This is a genomic window from Variovorax beijingensis (assembly GCF_007828835.1).
In the GTDB taxonomy this organism is placed as follows: domain Bacteria; phylum Pseudomonadota; class Gammaproteobacteria; order Burkholderiales; family Burkholderiaceae_C; genus Variovorax; species Variovorax beijingensis_A.
The window spans coordinates 1-17636 of the sequence record NZ_VIVL01000027.1 but is presented as its reverse complement, the minus strand read 5'-3'; the positions used below and the strand labels follow the sequence as shown (position 1 = coordinate 17636).

General features: G+C 68.9%; 15 protein-coding genes and 3 pseudogenes. 6 read left to right on the top strand and 12 right to left on the bottom strand.

All coding sequences use genetic code 11. The features are described from left to right. The 5 genes and pseudogenes from FB547_RS32940 to FB547_RS32925 all read right to left on the bottom strand — a co-directional run. Positions 1-180, bottom strand: a pseudogene (locus FB547_RS32940) (dienelactone hydrolase family protein); the annotation flags it as partial. Positions 181-223: 43 nt separating this feature from the next. After that, the gene (locus FB547_RS33770) at positions 224-748 is read right to left on the bottom strand and encodes a flavin reductase family protein (protein WP_223262507.1); all 525 of its coding nucleotides are present in this window, start codon (positions 746-748) and stop codon (positions 224-226) included. A gap of 459 nt (positions 749-1207) precedes the next feature. Beyond that, a pseudogene (locus FB547_RS33900) lies at positions 1208-1624 on the bottom strand (styrene monooxygenase/indole monooxygenase family protein); the annotation flags it as partial. A 345-nt stretch (positions 1625-1969) separates the two neighbouring features. Continuing rightward, positions 1970-3208 carry a styrene monooxygenase/indole monooxygenase family protein gene (locus tag FB547_RS32930; RefSeq protein WP_145747786.1) on the bottom strand — a complete coding sequence of 413 codons (1239 nt, stop codon included), beginning with the start codon at positions 3206-3208 and terminating at the stop codon, positions 1970-1972. 30 nt (positions 3209-3238) lie between these two features. Beyond that, a complete protein-coding gene (locus FB547_RS32925; RefSeq protein ID WP_145747785.1) occupies positions 3239-4030 on the bottom strand; it encodes an SDR family oxidoreductase in 792 nt (263 codons plus the stop codon). Positions 4031-4212: 182 nt separating this feature from the next. Here FB547_RS32925 and FB547_RS32920 point away from each other — a divergent pair, with 182 nt between their 5' ends. After that, positions 4213-5211 carry an AraC family transcriptional regulator gene (locus tag FB547_RS32920; RefSeq protein WP_145747784.1) on the top strand — a complete coding sequence of 333 codons (999 nt, stop codon included), beginning with the start codon at positions 4213-4215 and terminating at the stop codon, positions 5209-5211. Between the two features lie 11 nt (positions 5212-5222). On the opposite strand, the pseudogene FB547_RS32915 reads toward FB547_RS32920, so the two are convergent. The 6 genes and pseudogenes from FB547_RS32915 to FB547_RS32890 all read right to left on the bottom strand — a co-directional run. Beyond that, positions 5223-5351 (bottom strand): annotated as a pseudogene (locus FB547_RS32915) (zinc-binding dehydrogenase); the annotation flags it as partial. A 44-nt stretch (positions 5352-5395) separates the two neighbouring features. Then, positions 5396-6826 carry an aldehyde dehydrogenase family protein gene (locus FB547_RS32910; RefSeq protein ID WP_145747782.1) on the bottom strand — a complete coding sequence of 477 codons (1431 nt, stop codon included), beginning with the start codon at positions 6824-6826 and terminating at the stop codon, positions 5396-5398. A 13-nt stretch (positions 6827-6839) separates the two neighbouring features. Continuing rightward, the gene (locus FB547_RS32905) at positions 6840-7862 is read right to left on the bottom strand and encodes an alpha/beta fold hydrolase (protein WP_145747781.1); all 1023 of its coding nucleotides are present in this window, start codon (positions 7860-7862) and stop codon (positions 6840-6842) included. A 188-nt stretch (positions 7863-8050) separates the two neighbouring features. Then, positions 8051-9805 carry an IlvD/Edd family dehydratase gene (locus tag FB547_RS32900; RefSeq protein WP_145747780.1) on the bottom strand — a complete coding sequence of 585 codons (1755 nt, stop codon included), beginning with the start codon at positions 9803-9805 and terminating at the stop codon, positions 8051-8053. 134 nt (positions 9806-9939) lie between these two features. Then, the gene (locus FB547_RS32895) at positions 9940-10758 is read right to left on the bottom strand and encodes a class I SAM-dependent methyltransferase (protein WP_145747779.1); all 819 of its coding nucleotides are present in this window, start codon (positions 10756-10758) and stop codon (positions 9940-9942) included. A gap of 104 nt (positions 10759-10862) precedes the next feature. Continuing rightward, the gene (locus FB547_RS32890; protein ID WP_145747778.1) at positions 10863-11627 is read right to left on the bottom strand and encodes an IclR family transcriptional regulator; all 765 of its coding nucleotides are present in this window, start codon (positions 11625-11627) and stop codon (positions 10863-10865) included. A gap of 181 nt (positions 11628-11808) precedes the next feature. Between FB547_RS32890 and FB547_RS32885 the strand changes: the two genes are divergently transcribed. The 3 genes from FB547_RS32885 (at position 11809) to FB547_RS32875 (ending at position 14209) form a co-directional block, all read left to right on the top strand. Then, positions 11809-12801 (top strand): Bug family tripartite tricarboxylate transporter substrate binding protein, encoded by a 993-nt coding sequence (locus FB547_RS32885; RefSeq protein WP_145747777.1) that lies wholly within the window; start codon positions 11809-11811, stop codon positions 12799-12801. A 14-nt stretch (positions 12802-12815) separates the two neighbouring features. Next, on the top strand, positions 12816-13787 hold the full coding sequence (locus FB547_RS32880) for a D-2-hydroxyacid dehydrogenase family protein (RefSeq protein ID WP_145747776.1): 972 nt from the start codon (positions 12816-12818) through the stop codon (positions 13785-13787). A 146-nt stretch (positions 13788-13933) separates the two neighbouring features. Next, positions 13934-14209, top strand: a complete 276-nt coding sequence (locus tag FB547_RS32875) for a hypothetical protein (protein ID WP_145747775.1) — start codon at positions 13934-13936, stop codon at positions 14207-14209. A 77-nt stretch (positions 14210-14286) separates the two neighbouring features. On the opposite strand, the gene FB547_RS32870 is transcribed toward FB547_RS32875, so the two are convergent. Next, on the bottom strand, positions 14287-15231 hold the full coding sequence (locus FB547_RS32870; RefSeq protein WP_145747774.1) for a LysR family transcriptional regulator: 945 nt from the start codon (positions 15229-15231) through the stop codon (positions 14287-14289). Between the two features lie 105 nt (positions 15232-15336). Here FB547_RS32870 and FB547_RS32865 point away from each other — a divergent pair, with 105 nt between their 5' ends. Both FB547_RS32865 and FB547_RS32860 read left to right on the top strand, forming a co-directional pair. Continuing rightward, a complete protein-coding gene (locus tag FB547_RS32865) occupies positions 15337-16458 on the top strand; it encodes an aryl-sulfate sulfotransferase (RefSeq protein ID WP_145747773.1) in 1122 nt (373 codons plus the stop codon). A 46-nt stretch (positions 16459-16504) separates the two neighbouring features. Beyond that, positions 16505-17503, top strand: a complete 999-nt coding sequence (locus FB547_RS32860) for a Bug family tripartite tricarboxylate transporter substrate binding protein (protein ID WP_145747772.1) — start codon at positions 16505-16507, stop codon at positions 17501-17503. Positions 17504-17636 lie beyond the last annotated feature (133 nt).

The following is a 17636-nucleotide window of genomic DNA, read 5'->3' as shown; positions in this document are numbered from 1 at the left end:
CTCGGCGTAGTAGTCGGCCACCTCGCGCATCGTGTGGTTGATGCCGAAGATCTCCTGCGCAATCACGAGGCCGGGGCCGCTGCCCGAGCGTGGCAAGGCCAGGTAGCCGCTGAAGCTGCCGCTGCCGTCGCTGGCCTGGATGCGGATGCGGCGGCTGGTGCCGGATTCTTTTTTTTGCATGCGGGTTTCTCCGTTCAAGGGTTGGATGGTGCGGGCCGTGCGCTCACTGCACGCATTCCGGGTGCCGTGTCGTCACCTGGTAGTAGCCCGAATGAAAGACCAGCGGCTCGCCGTCGAAGCGGTCGTAGCGCTCGACCTCGCCGATGAAGATCAGGTGGTCGCCGCCGTCGTACTGCTTCACGTTGCGGCAGACGAAGCGGGCAATGACGCCGTTGAGCAGCGGCACGCCGGCGGTGCCCTCGCAGCAGTCCACCCCGCCGAACTTGTCCGCCTGCGGCGTCGAGAACTGGCGCGACAGGTGATGCTGGTGCGCCGCCAGCACGTTGATCGCGAAGTGGCTGGCGCCGGTGAAATCGCCCACGCTCGGCGCCTGCCGCGCGAGGCTCCACAGCACCAGCGGCGGGTCCAGCGAGACCGAGGAGAACGAGTTGGCGGTCATGCCCACGCGGCGGCCGTCGATGGCGCGGGTGGTGATGACAGTCACGCCGGTGCTGAACTGCCCGAGGGCCTTGCGGAAGTCGCGCCGGTCGAAGCGGTCGACAGCAGCCTCGCGCGCCCGGGTCTCCAGGAAGCGGTCGGCTTCAACGGCATCGAACCACCAGGGCGCGAAGGCACGCGGGTCGTCGAAGCCGTTGACGATGGTGCTCGCCACGGCGGGCATGTGGGTCGCGCTCTGCAGCAGCTTCTGCAAGTGCGGCTTCGGCGCGGCGAGCAGGCTGTGGGTCCAGTCGGTGGCCCAGCGGGCATAGCCTTCCCAGTAGCGGTCGAAGGTCTGCTGCATCCAGGCGGCGTCGAACGGTGCGTCGCCGTTTTCGAGGATGCGCTTCAGGTAGATGTCGGCGCACTTGGCCGCGTTGTTCGCGCCCTGCCCCGTGATCGGGTCGTTGAGCACCACCGCGTCGGCCAGGCCCAGCACCTGGCGGCCCGAGGGCAAGGTGGCCACGGGCTTGCGCACCGTCGGCGCGAAGCGGCCTACGAGGATGCCGTTGTCGTCGGTCAGCTCGATGTCGGCGCAGCGCTCGGCCTCCCAGGGCAGGAAGGTCTCGAGGATCCATTGGCTGCGCGCGAGGTGCTCCTGCGGCGTCTTCACGTCGGCCCAGCAGTCCATCGGGCCGCCCGGCACGGCCTCGAACACCATGATCTCGCAGGGCCCTGTCGTCGTCAGCGCCGGGAACACGAAATATTCGCCGACGCCGGGAACCAGGTTGAAGCACACGCGCGCATACGGCAAAGCGGGCTTCATTCCCCTCGCATAGGTGAGCGCCAGTGCGCGCTGCGGCTGGTCGAAGGGCGAGCGCTGCGCGTCGCGTTCGAACAGTTGCGAGATCTCGCCCTTGCCGCTGGCAACGACCACGAGATCATGCGTTGCAGCGCAGGCTTCCAGGTCGGCGAGCCCCACCTCCTGCAGCACCAGCCGGCCGCCGCGCTTCTCGAACTCGGCCATCCAGGCCGGTATCTTGAGCCGCTGGTCGACCGACTGCGCGGGGCCGTCGAGCTTCGCGCTCCATTCGATGGCCTTGCCGCCTTCGGGGTTGCGCACCGCCATGCCGATGCCCTCCACGACGGGGCACTCGCCTGCCCACCAGTCCAGCCCCAGCTCGCGCTCGGTCTGCAGCGCAGTCTCGAACATGCACTGGCTCGACATCACCGGCCCCTCGAAGATCTCCCTTGCCGTGCGATTCGAGAAAACCGTCACCTCGTGCCCCGCGCGCTGCAGGCCGAGCGCAAGCTGCATGCCGGATTGCCCGGCGCCGACGATGGCCACGCGTCGCTTCATGCTGGCTCCGGCTTATGCGACTGCGGCGCAGGTTTCGATGTAGCGCTCCGCTTCCGCGGGATCCGAAAACCACGGGAAGAAGGTGCGCGGATCGTCGAAGCCGTTGGCAAAGGCGCTGGCCAGCGGCGGCACGGCGCCGGCACTGCCGAGCAGCTTGAGCACATGGTCTGGCGGCGGCGCGAGCAGCATGTTGGTCCACTGCGTGACCCATTGCGCATAGCCGAACCAGTAGCGGTCGAAGGTCTGCTGCATCCACGCCGCATCGGCCGCGCCGTCGCCGCGCGCGAGGATGCTCTTCAGATAGGTGTCGGCGCACTTGGCCGCGTTGTTGGAGCCCTGCCCCGTGATCGGGTCGTTGAGCACCACCACGTCGGCCAGTCCCAGCACCTTGCGGCCCGAAGGCAAGGTGGCCACGGGCTTGCGCACCGTCGGCGCGAAGCGGCCCGCGAGAATGCCGTTGTCGTCGGTCAGTTCGATGTTCCTGCAGCGCTCGGCCTCCCAGGGCAGGAAGGTCTCGAGGATCCATTGGCTGCGCGCGAGGTGCTCCTGCGGCGTCTTCACGTCGGCCCAGCAATCCATCGGCCCGCCCGGCACGCCCTCGAACACCATGATCTCGCAGGGCCCGGTCGTCGTCAGCGCCGGGAACACGAAGTATTCGCCGACGCCGGGTATGAGGTTAAAGCACACGGCCGAAAAAGGTTCGCGCGGCGCCATTCCCTTCACGTAGGTCAATGCCAGTGCGCGCTGCGGCTTGTCGTAGGTGGACCTGTGCGCATCGCGTTCGAAGAGCTTCGAGATCTCGCCCTTGCCGCTCGCAACCAGCGTGAGGTCGTGGCTTTGCGTGCAGGCTTCGAGCTCGTCGATGCCCGCGTCCTTGAAGACGAGTTCGCCGCCTTTCTTCTGGAACAACTCCATCCAGGCCGGGATCTTCACGCGCTGGTCGACCGACTGCGCGCTCGAGTTCAGCCGCGCGGCCCAGTCGATGGCCTTGGCGCCCTTCTGCTCGGGATGCGGCACGGCCAGCCCGATGCCGTCCACCGTGGGACAGTCGTGTGCCCACAGGTCCAGGCCCAGGTCGCGTTCGATCTGCAGCGAGGTGTGGAACATGCACTGGCTCGACATGACCTTGCCGCGGCGGATGTCCTCGCCCGTGCGGTTGCTGAACATCGTGACCTCGTAGCCTGCGGCGAGCAGACCGAGCCCCAGTTGCAGGCCCGACTGGCCCGCGCCGACGATGGCGATTCGCTTCATTTCATCTGCTCCTTGATGCTCCGTGGGGAGCTAGTCCATCAACCTGGGAATGGCGGGCACGGCCTGCTCGGGGCCCATGGCGGCATAGCCGCCGTCCACCGCGTAGTCGGAACCCGTCACGAAACTCGCATGGTCCGAACACAGGAACAGCACCACCTGCGCCACCTCGTCCGGATCGCCGACACGCCCGAGCAGATGGAACGGCGCGGCCACGCGGTCGGTCTTGGCGCGGTCGCCGCCGCTGAGCCGGTCCATCACGGCCGACCATGTCCAGCCCGGCGACACGCTGTTCACGCGGATGCGGTCCGGCGCCAGGTCCATCGCCATGTTGCGGGTGAGCTGCGCCATGGCGGCCTTGCTCACCGGATAGAGCCAGCGCCCCGTCTGCGCCACGCGCGAGGAGATGCTCGTGAAATTGACCACCGCCCCGCCACCGGCCGCGACCATGTGCGGATGCACGGCCTGCAGCATCGCCACCGCGCTCGCCACGTTCACGTTGAACGAAGCGAGCCAGTCGGCGCGCGGCGACTTGAAGCCGTCGTCCAGGTAGGAGCACGCCAGGTTGATGAGAAAGTGCACACCGCCGTGCCGCGCGGCGGCCTCGGCCACGCAAGCCTGCACCTGCGCGTCCTCGGTGATGTCGGTGCGCACGAAGCGCGCGCCGGCGCCGAGCGAATCCGCCAGCGCCTGGCCGTTGGCGGCATCGATGTCGGCGATGACGACCTTCGCACCCGCCGCGTGCAGCGCGCGCACCACGCCGGCGCCTATCAGTGTGGAGCCACCGGTGACGATGGCGCTCTTGCCCTCGAGTCCCTTGAACATGGCGCTTGCTCTCCTCGGTTCGGTCAGGCAGGCCGGGATGGCCTGTGTGGGAGCGAACGTTACGAGGCCGCGGGCCTTCGGCGCATCCCGCAAACGCAGCGCCTGTCCCTGGCGCGCAGGTTTTTGCGAGGGCTGGTCCGAATTGTGGCTGGGGATGGTTTTTGCTAGGGTGGCCTCGCCCCATGGAAACCGCCACGATCCCATCGCTGCCGCTGCAGCGCTACCGGCTTTTCGAGAGCCACGACATGGACGAGGCCCGCGAAAGCGTGGCCCGCGTGTTCTGCCCGCACGGCCTGGTCATGCTGCGGCCCGGCACCGAGCTCGACGCCTGCCACCACAGCGCGCGGCTGCATCGGGACGTGAGCCTCAACTACGTGCAGTACGGCCCGGGCGTGCAGATCGACCCGGGCTACCTGCAGGATTTCTTCCTGCTGCAGATTCCGTTGCGCGGCGGCGCCGAGATCCGCTGCGGCGCGCAGCACGTGGACGCGAATCCGCGCCTGGCCTCGCTGCCTTCGCCGACCGAGCCGCTGTCGATGCGCTGGGCCGACGACAGCCCGCACCTGATCGTGCGGCTGGCCCGCTCCGCGCTGCTCTCGCGGCTCGAATCGCTGCTCCAGGCCCCCCTCAGGCAGCCGTTGGTGTTCGACCTCGGCGTGCCGCTCGACGACCCCGCGCTGGCGCCGGTGGTGCACTTCATCGACTACCTGCGGCTCACGCTCGATACCGGCACCGCGCTGCAGGCCGGCAGCCGGCTGGCCGAGCATGCCGAGGAATACCTGATGGCCAGCCTGCTGATGTCCGCGGCGCACAACCATTCGCGCGCGCTGGCCGGCGACGCCCAGCGCAGCCTGCTGCCGCGCGTGGTCCGCAGGGCGCAGGACTACATGGCGGCGCACGCCGATCAGCCCTTGTCGCTGGCCGACGTTTGCCGCGAAGTCGGTTGCAGCGCGCGTGCGCTGCAACTCGCGTTCCGTCAGCATGCGGGCATGGGCCCGATGGAATTCCTGCGCGAGCAGCGCCTCGACAAGGTGCGCGCCGAGCTGCGCATGCCGAGCCATGCCGGCGTGCGCGACGTCGCGGCGAAGTACGGTTTTCTTCACATGGGCCACTTCGCGGCGCAGTACCGCGCCCGCTTCGGCGAGCGGCCGTCGGAAACCCGGGCACTGCGCGCCGCCTGACCTCCTCGGCCTCAGGGCACCAGCAGCAGCTTGCCCGTGGTCGCGCGGCTGGCCATGTCGGCATGGGCCCGCGCGGCATCGGCCGGCGGATACACGCCGCCGATATGGACCTTGAGCTTGCCTTCGGCGATCCAGCCGAACAGCCGCGCGGAGTGCACCACAGCTTTCATCGTTTTTCCTTTTTTTATGCCATGCCATCTGCGGCGGCGATGGTCTTCGGCTCCAGGAAAGCCTCCATGCCGAAGACGCCGAACTCCCGGCCGACGCCCGACTGCTTGGCACCACCAAAGGGCGCGGCCAGCTCGGGCGCGATGCGATTGACCAGCACGGTGCCGGCCCGCAGCCGCGAGGCCACGCGCAGCGCACGCTGCGCGTCGGACGAGAAGACATAGGCCTGCAAGCCGTACGGCGAGTCGTTCGCGATGTCGATGGCTTCGTCCTCGTCGCCATAGCCGATGATCGAGAGCACCGGTCCGAAGATCTCCTCGCGCGCGATCTCCATGTCGTTGCGCACCTCTGCAAACACGGTGGGCCGCACGAACCAGCCTCTTTCAAGACCGTCCGGCCGCTCCTCGCCGCCGGCCACGAGGGTTGCGCCCTGCGCCAGGCCGCGGCGGATGAAGTGCTGCACGCGATCGAACTGCGCCTGGCTCGCAAGCGGCCCGACCGCGGTGGCGGGGTCGCGCGGATCGCCCACGCGCAGTGCGGCCACTGCCGCCCGCACCTGTTCAACGGCAGCCTTCATGTGCGTCCGCGGGATCAGCAGGCGCGTGCCTGCCACGCAGGCCTGGCCGTTGTTCATGAAGGCGGCATTCAGCGCCAGGGGCAACGTGGCGGCCAGGTCGGCGTCGTCCAGCACCAGCGTGGCCGACTTGCCCGAGAGCGCGAGGCTCACGCGCTTCATGGTTTCGACGCCCGCGCGCGCAATGAGCTTTCCGGTCTGCGTGGACCCGGTGAACGAGATCTTCGCGATGCCCGCGCTGGTGGCGATCTCGTCGCCCACATCGCTGCCGCGCCCGAGCAGCACATTGAAGACGCCGGGCGGCAGGCCCGCGTCGTGCAGCGCCTCGGTCACGGCCTGCGCCTGCAGCGGGCCCAGCTCGCTCGGCTTGACGACCGACGCGCAGCCCGCGGCGATGGCCGAAGCCAGCTTGCTGCAGATGCTTCCGGCGGCGGCGTTCCAGGGCGCGATGAGGCCGGCGACGCCGACCGGCTCCATCACCACGGTGGCCTCGCCCAGGCGGCGCTCGAAGGCATAGTCGTGCAGCGCCCGCGCCGTGGTGGCGAAGCACTGCGAGGCGTAGTTGCTGACCCACTGCGAGCGGGCCAGCGGACCGCCGTACTCCTCGATGGTGGCCTCGCGGATCTGGTCGGTGCGCGCCAGCACCGCGGCCTCGAGGCGCCGGAGCATGTCGATGCGCTGCGCCCTGGTGCTTCGCGCGAGCGCCGGCTGGGCGCGGTTCGCCGCGGCAATGGCGCGCTTCGCATCCTCGCGGTTCGCCAGCGTCACCGTGCCGATGGGCCGTTCGGTGGCGGGGTTGCAGATCTCCAGCCGTTCGCTGCCCTGCACGGGCACGAAGGCGCCATCGATGTAGGCCCGGTCGATGTTCCACATGGGGACCGCCGCCTCAGCCGCGGGCCACGTCGACCACCGCCTTGGCAAAGGCCTCGGGCGCTTCCTGCGGCAGGTTGTGGCCGATGCCACCGCTGACCAGCCGATGCTCGTAGGTTCCCGAGAACTTCTTCGCGTAGGTGCCGGGCTCCGGATGCGGCGCGCCGTTGGCGTCGCCCTCGAGCGTGATGGTCGGCACGCCGATCACCGGCGCCTTGGCCAGCCGGTCCTCCAGCGCCTGGTACCTGGCCTCGCCCTCGGCCAGGCCCAGGCGCCAGCGGTAGTTGTGGACCGTGATGGCCACGTGGTCGGGGTTCTCGAAGGCCACGGCGCTGCGCTCGAACGTGGCCGCATCGAAATTCCACTTCGGCGACGCGAGCTGCCAGATGAGCTTGGCGAAGTCGTGGCGGTTCTTCTCGTAGCCCGCGCGGCCGCGCTCGGTTGCAAAGTAGTACTGGTACCACCACTGCAGCTCGGCCGCAGGCGGCAGCGGGTTCTTGCCGGCCTGCTGGCTGCCGATCAGGTAGCCGCTGACCGACACCAGCGCCTTCACGCGCTCGGGCCACAGCGCGGCCATGATGCAGGCCGTGCGCGCGCCCCAGTCGCAGCCGGCCACGGTGGCGGTCTTGATCTTCAAGGCGTCCATCAGCGCGATGATGTCCACCGCGACCACCGACTGCTGCCCGTTGCGCGGCGTGTGGGCCGACAGGAAGCGCGTGGGGCCGTAGCCGCGCAGGTACGGCACGATCACGCGGAAGCCCGCGGCCGCAAGCTGCGGGGCGACGTCGACGAACATGTGGATGTCGTAGGGCCAGCCGTGCAGGAGGATCACGGGGGCGCCGTCGGCGGGGCCCGCTTCGTGGTAGCCGATGTTGAGCGGGCCCGCGTCGATGCTCTTGAGTGGCTCGAGGCGCCGGAGGGTCGATGTGCCCGCGGATTGGGCAAAAGCGGGAACGATCGAGGTCAGCTGGGTGGCAGCGAGGCCGAGCGCCGCCTTGGCGAGGAACGAACGGCGCGGCAACGGGGGCGAAACAATCATTGAAATCTCCTGGAATCCGAAGTGGTGGAGCGATTGTTCTGCCCGGAAGCGGCCTGGCGACGGTCCTGCGTATGCCTGTGTATCTGGGCCCGCTTCGCCGACAATAAATTTCAATTGCAGGCGCGCGAACGGGTAGCGCGCATCGTGGATGTGGCGATGGCAGTCGCGCGTGTTCGGCTGCCTCCACGCTAGCGCGGCACCTTGCCGACCATCCTCGCGGCTCGCAGAAAGTCGAAGTCCACGCCCAGGTCGGCCTGGGTCACCGTCTGCAGGAACAGCTTGCGGTAGCCGCGCTCGGCCGTCGGTGCGGTGACCGGGCACTCCTGCGCGCGCCGGGCGAGCTCTTCCGCGGACACCAGCAATGCGATCTCCCGGCGCTCGACGCTCAAGCGGATGCGGTCGCCATTGCGGACATGGGCCAGTGGGCCGCCGGCCGCGGATTCGGGCGTGACATGAAGCACGATGGTGCCGAACGCCGTGCCGCTCATGCGGCCGTCGGAGATCCGCACGATGTCCTTGACGCCGGCGCGGGCCAGCTTGCGCGGGATCGGAATGTAGCCGGCCTCGGGCATGCCCGGCGCGCCCTTGGGGCCGATGTTCTTGAGCACGAGCACGTCCTGCGCCGTCACGTCGAGCGCGTCGCTGTCGATGCGGCGGACCAGATCTTCGACGTTCTCGAACACCACGGCCCGCCCCTCGTGCTCCATGAGCTTCGGGTCCGCGGCGGACTGCTTGATGATGGCGCCGCCCGGAGCGAGATTGCCTCGCAGCACGGCCATGCCGCCTTGGGGGTAGACCGGGTTGCCGATCGGCCGCACCACCGTCTGCTGGAAGCCAGGGCCCGCGCGCTCCAGCTCCTCGCCGAGCGTGCGGCCGGTGACGGTCATCGCGCCAAGGTGCAGCAGCGGCTTCAGTTCGCGCAGCAGGGTGGCCATCCCGCCCGCATGATGGAAGTCCTCCATGTACCACTGGCCCGATGGCTTGAGGTCGAGCAGCACCGGCGTTTCCCGCCCCATGCGGTCGAGCGCGGCCAGATCGGTCTCCAGGCCCATGCGACCGGCGATCGCCGCGAGGTGCACGATGCCGTTGGTCGAGCCCCCGATCGCCAGCAGCACCCGCATCGCGTTCTCGAAGGCCTCGGGCGTCAACACCTTGTCGATCGTCAGGCCGGTGCGTGCCATCTGTACCGCCTGGGCCCCGGTCTGTTCGGCAATGCGGATGCGGTCCGCCGTCACGGCCGGCGGCGATGCGCCGCCCGGCACGGTCATGCCCAGCGCCTCGGCAATGCACGCCATGGTGCTGGCCGTTCCCATCACCGAACAGGTGCCCACGCTCGCAACCAGCTGGTTGTTCACGTCGGCGATTGCCTCCGCATCGATCTCGCCGGCGCGGTACTTGCCCCAGTAGCGCCGGCAGTCGGTGCAGGCGCCCACCCGTTCGCCGCGATGGCCGCCCGTGAGCATCGAGCCCGTGATCAGCTGGATCGAGGGAATGCCGGCCGAAGCCGCGCCCATCAGCTGGGCCGGCACGGTCTTGTCGCAGCCGCCGATCAGCACGACGGCATCCATGGGCTGGGCGCGCACCATCTCCTCGGTGTCCATCGACATGAGGTTGCGCAGGTACATGCTGGTCGGCGCGGCAAAGCTCTCGTGGATCGAGATCGTCGGGAAGTCCATCGGCAGGCCCCCCGCCAGCATCACGCCCCGCTTGACGGCCTCGACGAGCTGCGGTGCATTGCCATGGCAGGGGTTGTAGGCGCTCCCCGTGTTCGAGATGCCGATCACCGGACGGTCGAGCGCCGCGTCGGTGAAGCCCGCGCCCTTGATGAAGGCCTTGCGCAGGAACAGCGAGAAGCCCTGGTCGCCATAGCTGGTGAGGCCCTTGCGCATGCCGGAGCCGTCGGCTGCATCGTCGGGCTCGAAAGGAGATTTCTCGTCGGTCATGCTTGCGTTACCTTTGTGCTGTGCATCGGGACTTCCGGCCTCATTCGTCCGCCTGGATGTGGGCCGCAGTGATTGCACCGCCCCGGTCGCCGACGCTCACCTGCTGTCCCGGCGTGGGCGCGATATCCGGCCGATTACGCCGGTCCCGACGCCACGATCACATGCGCCTGGATCTTGCCGGCCACCGGGCCTTCGCCATGGCGGCTGGCGATCGCCTCCGCCGCGCGGTCCGTCGCGAGTTGAAGCAGGCTGGCGTCGCGCGCCTCGATCTCGCTGCGCAGCGGCGTTCCCTGGCAATAGGCGGTGGCCACCTCGCGGGCCGAAGGCGAGCGGCTCTGCTTCTCGCGCGTCTGGATATCGATGTCGGTGAATCCTGCGCGGCTCAGATCCTCGCGGATCAGCGCCACATCGTGATAGCCGTGCGGCGTGCGGGCGAGAAACCGCGGCGGGTCGTGTGGAAACACCGCGGCGACGGCGTTGGTGACCTCGTCGGCAAAGGCGTTCTCCTCGATGCGGTCCCAGACATTGAAGACGAATCGCCCGCCCGGCCTCAGCACGCGGCGCGCCTCGGCATAGCCCGCGGTCCGGTCGGGAAAGAACATCGCGCCGAACTGGCAGCACACGACGTCGAACGAGGCATCGTCGAACGGCAGGTGAAGCGCGTCCGCCTGCCGCCATTCGATGCGGCTGTCGGGGCCCTGCCGGCTGGCGGCGTAATCGAGCATGGGCTGGTTGAGATCGGTCACCACGTAGCGCGCGCCGGCGCCGAGCCTCGGTGCCAGCGCCCGCGTGACCACGCCGCTGCCGGCCGCCGTTTCGAGCACCGAGCCGGGCGAGGAGGCCGCGGCAAGCGCCGCCATGTCGGCGGCATAGGCCTCGAAGATCAGCGGGACCATCAGCGTGTCGTAGAACTTCGGGATCGAACCCGCGAACACCTTGTCGCTCTCGGCCATGAGATCTCCTTGAAGTTCCGGACGGCGGCCTTGCCATGGTGGACCTGCATGCCAGCCTCGTCAACGCCGTCCTGCAGGCGCCTCTCCATCATCCGACGAACGGCCTACGCCAGGCTGCCGCCACGCGCGATGAATTCGCGGGTGATCTGCTCGCCGAGCGCCAGCAGCGGCGCACCCAGTTCGAGCGCCACCTCATTCGCTGGCTCGCTGGTGGACAGGCTCGCATTGAGCACGTGCACGCGCTCGTTCGGAAGCGCCAGCGGCATGGCCAGCGCAACGATCTCGGGCTGCCACGAGGCCACGCACCAGCCGCGGCGGCGCACGCTCTCGATGGCCTTGTCGATCTCCCTGCGAAGCCGCGGCCAATTGCTGCGACGCGCCTCGAACTCCTTCGTGAGTTCGGCACGCCGCGCCGCCGGCGCCGTTGCCAGCCAGGCACGGCCGAGCGAGGTGAGCTCGATCGGCACGCGCTGTCCGCTCACCACGCTGCGCAGCGACGCCTTCTTGTTGTAGCGGATCGATTCGAGGTAAAGCATCTCGGAACGATCGGCAACCGCGAGCCCGACGTTGATGCGCAGTTTCTCGGCCAGCGCCCGCATCCGCGGGGCGGCCACCTGCAGCACGGTGGAGCCGGTGCGCATGGCGTGCGCGAAGCTCAGCACCGGCGCTGCGAGCCGGTAGGCGCGCGCGACCCGGTCGTGTTCGAGCAGGCCCGCGCCGACCAGCGTCTGCGTCAGGCGGCTCACGGTGGCTGGCGCCAGGCCGGTGCGTTCCGCGAGCTCGCCGTTGCCCAGCAGCGTGGAGCCGGGCCGGAAGGCACGCAGGATCTCGATTCCGCGTTCGAGCGAGCGGTTGGAGGGTGTGGGCATTCGATGTCTCCTCGCGGCAGCCCCAATTCCACGCAGTGGAAGAAGGCAGGTGCGCTGGCGGAGTATGCGTCCTAAGCTTGGAACACACCGGCAAGCGGGAATGAGAGACCTCCGTGCGCGACGCGGGCGGCCTGGCCGTGCTCGCCCCTTGATCCGATGCATGACAAAAAATGGAGACACCATGAACCCGAATCGCATGTCGCGCCGAGGCTTCAGCGCCGCTGCGGGCGCCGGCATCGCGCTCGCAGCCTTGAGCCCGCTCGCGAACGCGCAGTCCGCCTTTCCGTCGAAGCCGATCCGCATCGTCGTGCCCTTCGCGGCCGGCGGCCCGACCGACCTGATGGCGCGCGCCATCGCCAGGAACATGGCCCCCAGCCTCGGCCAGCCGGTGATCGTCGACAACAAGCCCGGCGGCGGCGGCGTGATCGGCATGAGCGAGATCGTCCGCGGTCCGGCCGATGGCTACGCGATGGTCTTTCCCTCGATCCTCGCGGTCACCAATCCGGCGCTGATGCCGAACTATCCGTTCGACACGCTGCGCGACTTTGCACCGCTCACGGTGGTGGGCTTCATTCCGCATGCGGTGGTGGTGAAGCCGGGCTTCCCTGCCCGGAATCTGCAGGAGCTGGTCGAGATGGCCAAGGCCAGGCCCGGCAGCCTTTCCTACGGCTCCTCGGGCAACGGCACCTCTGCGCATCTGGGCGCGGCATTGTTCGTGCAGCGCGCCGGCATCCGCGCGGTCCATGTGCCCTACCGAGGCGCCGGTCCGGCGGTGCAGGACCTGCTGGGCGGCCAGATCCAGTTCATGTTTCTCGACATGAGCTCGGCACTCGCGCAGATCAAGGCGGGCAAGCTGCGCGCGCTCGCCGTCGCGCCCAAGTCGCGCTTCACCGGCCTGCCCGATGTGCCGACCGTCGCCGAGCAGGGCTATCCCGGCTTCGACGTGCATGGCTGGTACGGGCTGCTGCTGAAGGCCGGCACGCCGGCGCCGGTCGTGCAGCGGCTCTATGCCGAAGTCAGGCGCTCGCTCGATGCGCCCGACGTGCGCGAGATCTTCCAGGCCCAGGGCATCGAGCCCGGCGGCATGCCGCCGGCCGACTTCACGGCGCTGATCCGCGACGACCTCGCGCTGTGGAAGCGCACGGTCGAGCAGTTGAACATCACCCTGCAATGAAGGAGCGCCGCCCCATGCGCATCGTCATCCCCGACGACTACCAGGACTGCGTCCGCACGCTCGACTGCTTCGGCAAGCTCGACGGGCACGAGGTCCGCATCTTCAACGACACGGTGAAGAGCACCGACGAACTCGCCGCGCGCTTCGCGGACGCCGAGGCGATCGTGCTCACCCGCGAGCGCACGCGCATCGATGCGGCGCTGCTCGAGCGCCTGCCCGGGCTGCGTCTCATCAGCCAGACCGGCAAGCTGGCGGGCCACGTCGATCTCGCGGCCTGCACGGCCCGCGGCGTGGCGGTGGCCGAAGGCAGCGGCGCAGGTTCGGCCACCGCTGAACTGACCTGGGCACTGACGCTGGCAAGCCGCCGGCATCTGGTCGAGGAAGCCACGCGCCTGCGCCAGGGCCGGTGGCAGGGCCACCTGGGCCAGCAGCTCGGCGGCCAGCGTCTGGGCGTGTGGAGCTATGGGCGCATCGGCCGCCAGGTGGCCGCCTACGGGCGCACGTTCGGCATGAAGGTCTGGGTGTGGGGACGCGAGGGCTCGACGTCGGCGGCACGCGCGGACGGCTTCGAAGTGGCGCCCTCGCGCGAGGCCTTCTTCGCACAGAGCGACGTGATCAGCCTGCATGTGAGGCTCAACGAGCACACCCGGGGCATGGTCTCGGACGAAGACCTGGCCCGCATGAAGGCCGGCGCCCTGCTGGTGAACACCAGCCGCGCCGAACTGGTCGCGCCCGGTGCGCTGGAACGGGCGCTGGCGGCGGGCCGGCCGGGCTTCGCGGCCGTGGATGTGTTCGAGGAAGAGCCCGTGCGCGCAGGCGAACATCCGCTCCTGCATCTGCCCAACGCGCTGTGCACGCCGCACATCGGCTATGTCGAGCGCGACAACTACGAGCGCTACTTCGGCATCGCCTTCGACCATGTCAACGAGTTTGCCGCAGGGCGCTTGAAGGACGCGCTCAATCCCTCGGTCCTGCGCCCGGCCTAGGACTCGCCTGCGAGGGGCGGTGGCGGACACGGCCGATCGACTTATTCTGACTCCCGCGGCGGCATTGAATGTGACAAATTCACATTTGACCATTCCAAGCGGACGGCATGCGAGGCATCCCCTCGAGCCGGCCATCGGAGAACCAAATGCCGCTCTTTCTGTTGTTGAGGCTGCACCGGGTGCAGCTGCCCGTCCGCGTGACCGATCCGGAGGAAGTCCGCCAGGTCTCGATGCTTCTGGCCATCGGCCTGATCGAGGCCGAGTTCGCCGCCGTCAGATCGCGGGCGCGGCAAGCCGTATGGCAGGTGGCTACGGTGACCCGCATCACGGAAGAGGGCTTCGCCGAGATCGCCAGGGCGGGCAAGGTGCCCGAGCCGGCGCAGACCTTCATTCGATTTCCCGGGGGATTGCGATTGCTGTGACCGACACCCCATGAAACTGCGATCAGGTGCAAGTTCGCTGCATGTAGGCACGATTGGCCCTGCCCGCTCATGCAGCCCTACGCTCGACGGGCGCGAACGCGCCTTGGCGGACTGAATTGCCCGGAGATCGCGGAGAGCTCGGCTTCGAAATACTGCAGGAACATGCCCATCGCCGCCGCCGTGGCCTGACCGGTGCGCTGGTAGAGGCAACTGTGCGAGCGAGCGCCTTCGTCGGCCAGCGCGTTCCAGGCCAGGCGGCCTGCCGCCACGTCCTGCGCCACGTTTTCGGGGATCAGGAAGCTCACGCCGAGGCCATCCGCCACGAGCCGCCGTGCCATGGCCACCGAACTGGTCTCGATCAGCGGCCGCGAAGGCCGGTGCTCGCGTTGGCCGATCTGTTCGACCATTGCCCGCAGTTCCGTGTCCATTGTCATGAGGATGAGCGGTGCGTCCAGGCAATCGCGCAGGCGCCTGGCGCGCGCGGGCGCGGCGAGCGGATGCCCCGGCGCCGCCACGACGCCAAGCTGTTGCGCGAAGGCCCGCACCTCCTCCACGCCCGGCGGCGGCTTGCGGCGGAGGCAATAGCCGATGTCCGCCTCGCCGTTGGCGACCCAGTTCAGGATCCGCTCGCCGCTGCCGGTGCGCACCGTGTAGGTCACGCCGGGGTGGCGGGCCGTCACCGCGCGGATGGCGTCGGGCACCAGTTGCTCGGCCGAGGAGTGCGACACGGCCAGATTGATGTGGCCCCGGCGCAGCGCGCGCAGGTCCTCCACCTGGGTCACCGCGTGGTCGATGTCCCGTTGTCCGCGGCGGATGGCGGCCAGCATGATTTCGCCGGCGGTGGTCAGTTGCATGCCGCGGGGCAGCCGGTCAAACAGCGGTGTGCCGACCTGGGCCTCCAGATTGAGCACCTGCTGGTGCACCGCGGCCGCGGTGAGGTGCAGCGACTCGGCCGCCTTGCGGATCGAGCCGCGGCGAGCGACCTCGTCGAAGCAACGGAAGGATTGCGAGACGACGAGCATCGGCGGAGTGTACGGTTTTGTTTGACAGGGTGTTCGAAACAAACAGCTTTTCTTGACGATGCTTCGCGCCTAGATTGCATCCGTACTCACATGCAAAGGACCGCAATGACCTCCAGCACCACCGTCGACCAGATCACGCAGCGCCGCCGCGGCGTCGGCCTGATCGCCCACGATCCCGCGCTCTCGGCCGGCGGATACACGCTCATCGCGCCGCAGACGGCCGACGGCAACGTCTACCTGATCGACATGCAGGGAACCGTGGTCCACCAGTGGAAGATGCCGCTGCGCGCCGGGCGCCACGCGGTGATCCTGCCCAACGGCAACATGGGCTACAACGGCAGCCACCCGGATTCGCCGGAGCGCTACGCGCCCTGGTCGATGTGGCACGGCGGCGATTTCTCCGAGGTGACGCCGCAGGGCGAGGTGGTCTGGCATTTCGAGGACCCCGGGCACCATCACGACGCCCGTTGGCTCGACAACGGCAACCTGCTCTATGCCGCCTGCGAGCTGGTGCCGGCGGGCTTCGCCGACAGGGTGAAAGGCGGCACGGCGCACCACCCGGACGAGCCGATGTGGGGCGACGTGATCCGCGAAGTGAACCGCGCCGGAGAGCTGGTCTGGGAATGGAAGGCCTGGGAGCACCTGGACCCGTCGAAGCATCCGATCCACCCCGGCTTCGGCCGGTACCACTGGCCCCTGGTCAACGGCCTGGACGTGGATGGCGAAGGCCGCGTGCTCATGAGTTTGCGCACCACCGCCGGCATCGTCGCCGTCGACAAGGCCAGCGGCGAGGTGAAGCTGCATATCCCCCCGAGCGTGGTTTCGCACCAGCATGCGCCGGTGGCGCTGCCGAACGGCAACATCCTCGCGTTCGACAACGGCAACTTCCGCAGCGGGGCGCACGTGCCGTTCTCGCGCGTGGTCGAGATCGACCCCGCGACGCAGGCGGTGGTCTGGTCCTATGCAGACGAGATGGTCAATGCCTTCTTCACGGCGTTCATGGGCAACGCGCAGCACCTGCCCAACGGGAACACGCACATCACCGAGTCCGCAACGGGGCGCCTGTTCGAAGTGACGCCGGCCGGCGAGGTGGTGTGGGAGTACATCCTGCCGTGGTTCGCCGAGTACCCGGACGAGGCCGCCCGCAAGACCGGGCCGGGACGCCTCAACAGCGTGTTCCAGACCCACCGCTACCAGGCCAGCCAGCTGCCCTGGCTGCAGCGTTGATGCCGCCGCTTCATCCACTTTCTTCCAACCCCAGCGAGGTCACCCCATGTCTTCCCTTGCCGTCCTGTTGGCGCCGCTGCGCTGCGCCCTGGGCCTGGGCCTGTTCGCACTCGCCCTCGCGGCGGGCGCGCAGCCAGGCCCCGGCGCTTCCGACCCCATCGTCGCGGTGGTCCCGTTCTCCGCCGGCGGCAGCGTCGACGTCGCGGCCCGGCTGCTGATGCCCCGCCTCTCGGAAAGGCTGAAGCAGCCGGTCGTGGTGGAGAACACGGTCGGCGCCTCGGGCACCATCGCCACCCAGCGCGTGATTCGCGCACGTCCGGATGGCCATACCCTGCTGTTCGCCGTGGCGAGCCCGATCAACGTTGCGCCGCTCGTGTCGCCCAACACGTACCGCTACGACGCGCTGAAGGAACTCGTGCCGGTGGTGCCGGTCGCGGCCTCGGCGTTCGTTCTGGTGGGCAGGCCGACCCTGGCGGCCGGCACCACGAACGAACTGCTTCGGCTGGTCCGCAGCCAGCCCGGCAAGCTGAACTTCGGAACGGATGGCGTGGGCACCGGGCTGCACGTGACGGCCGAAATGATCAAGCAGGAAGCCGGCCTGGAGATGGTGCACGTGCCCTACAAGTCCGGCCCGCAGGTGCTGACCGAACTGGCCGGTGGGCAGATCGACCTCGCGGTCCTTCCGGTGTCGCTGGTACAGGGCTTCGTCCGCGACGGCAAGGTGAAGGCGTTCGGCGTGACATCGCGGACCCGCTGGCCCGGCCTGCCCGAGGTGCCCAGCCTGTCCGAGACGCCGGAGCTCAAGCGCCTGGACGTGGAGGCCTGGCACGGCCTGCTCGTGCCCGCAAAGACGGACCCGGCCATCGTCGAAAGGCTGGCGCGCGAGATGAGCGCCGTGCTGTCCGAGCCCGAGACCGTGCGCAAGCTCGCCGATGCCGGATTCAAGCCGATGCAGATGACGTCCGCGCAGTTCGCAGCCCACCTCGCGAGCGAGCGCAGCGAGATGGCCCGCACCATCGCGGCGGCAGCGATCAAGGTCGACTGATGTGAAGCGCCAGGCGCGCCTCAGTTCCTCTGCGCCAGCTGTTCCAGAATCGCCGGATTTTCCAGCGTCGAGATGTCCTGCGTGATGGCCTCGCCCTTGGCGATGCTGCGCAGCAGGCGCCGCATGATCTTGC

What these genes read in the sequence shown, in the direction of transcription:
- FB547_RS32910 (WP_145747782.1), bottom strand. Translation starts at nt 6,826, where the DNA reads ATGTGGAACATCGACCGGGCCTACATCGATGGCGCCTTCGTGCCCGTG.
- FB547_RS32920 (WP_145747784.1), top strand. Translation starts at nt 4,213, where the DNA reads ATGGAAACCGCCACGATCCCATCGCTGCCGCTGCAGCGCTACCGGCTT.
- FB547_RS32890 (WP_145747778.1), bottom strand. Translation starts at nt 11,627, where the DNA reads ATGCCCACACCCTCCAACCGCTCGCTCGAACGCGGAATCGAGATCCTG.
- FB547_RS32885 (WP_145747777.1), top strand. Translation starts at nt 11,809, where the DNA reads ATGAACCCGAATCGCATGTCGCGCCGAGGCTTCAGCGCCGCTGCGGGC.
- FB547_RS32925 (WP_145747785.1), bottom strand. Translation starts at nt 4,030, where the DNA reads ATGTTCAAGGGACTCGAGGGCAAGAGCGCCATCGTCACCGGTGGCTCC.
- FB547_RS32895 (WP_145747779.1), bottom strand. Translation starts at nt 10,758, where the DNA reads ATGGCCGAGAGCGACAAGGTGTTCGCGGGTTCGATCCCGAAGTTCTAC.
- FB547_RS32930 (WP_145747786.1), bottom strand. Translation starts at nt 3,208, where the DNA reads ATGAAGCGAATCGCCATCGTCGGCGCGGGCCAGTCGGGCCTGCAACTG.
- FB547_RS32880 (WP_145747776.1), top strand. Translation starts at nt 12,816, where the DNA reads ATGCGCATCGTCATCCCCGACGACTACCAGGACTGCGTCCGCACGCTC.
- FB547_RS32875 (WP_145747775.1), top strand. Translation starts at nt 13,934, where the DNA reads ATGCCGCTCTTTCTGTTGTTGAGGCTGCACCGGGTGCAGCTGCCCGTC.
- FB547_RS32865 (WP_145747773.1), top strand. Translation starts at nt 15,337, where the DNA reads ATGACCTCCAGCACCACCGTCGACCAGATCACGCAGCGCCGCCGCGGC.
- FB547_RS32900 (WP_145747780.1), bottom strand. Translation starts at nt 9,805, where the DNA reads ATGACCGACGAGAAATCTCCTTTCGAGCCCGACGATGCAGCCGACGGC.
- FB547_RS32870 (WP_145747774.1), bottom strand. Translation starts at nt 15,231, where the DNA reads ATGCTCGTCGTCTCGCAATCCTTCCGTTGCTTCGACGAGGTCGCTCGC.
- FB547_RS32860 (WP_145747772.1), top strand. Translation starts at nt 16,505, where the DNA reads ATGTCTTCCCTTGCCGTCCTGTTGGCGCCGCTGCGCTGCGCCCTGGGC.
- FB547_RS32905 (WP_145747781.1), bottom strand. Translation starts at nt 7,862, where the DNA reads ATGATTGTTTCGCCCCCGTTGCCGCGCCGTTCGTTCCTCGCCAAGGCG.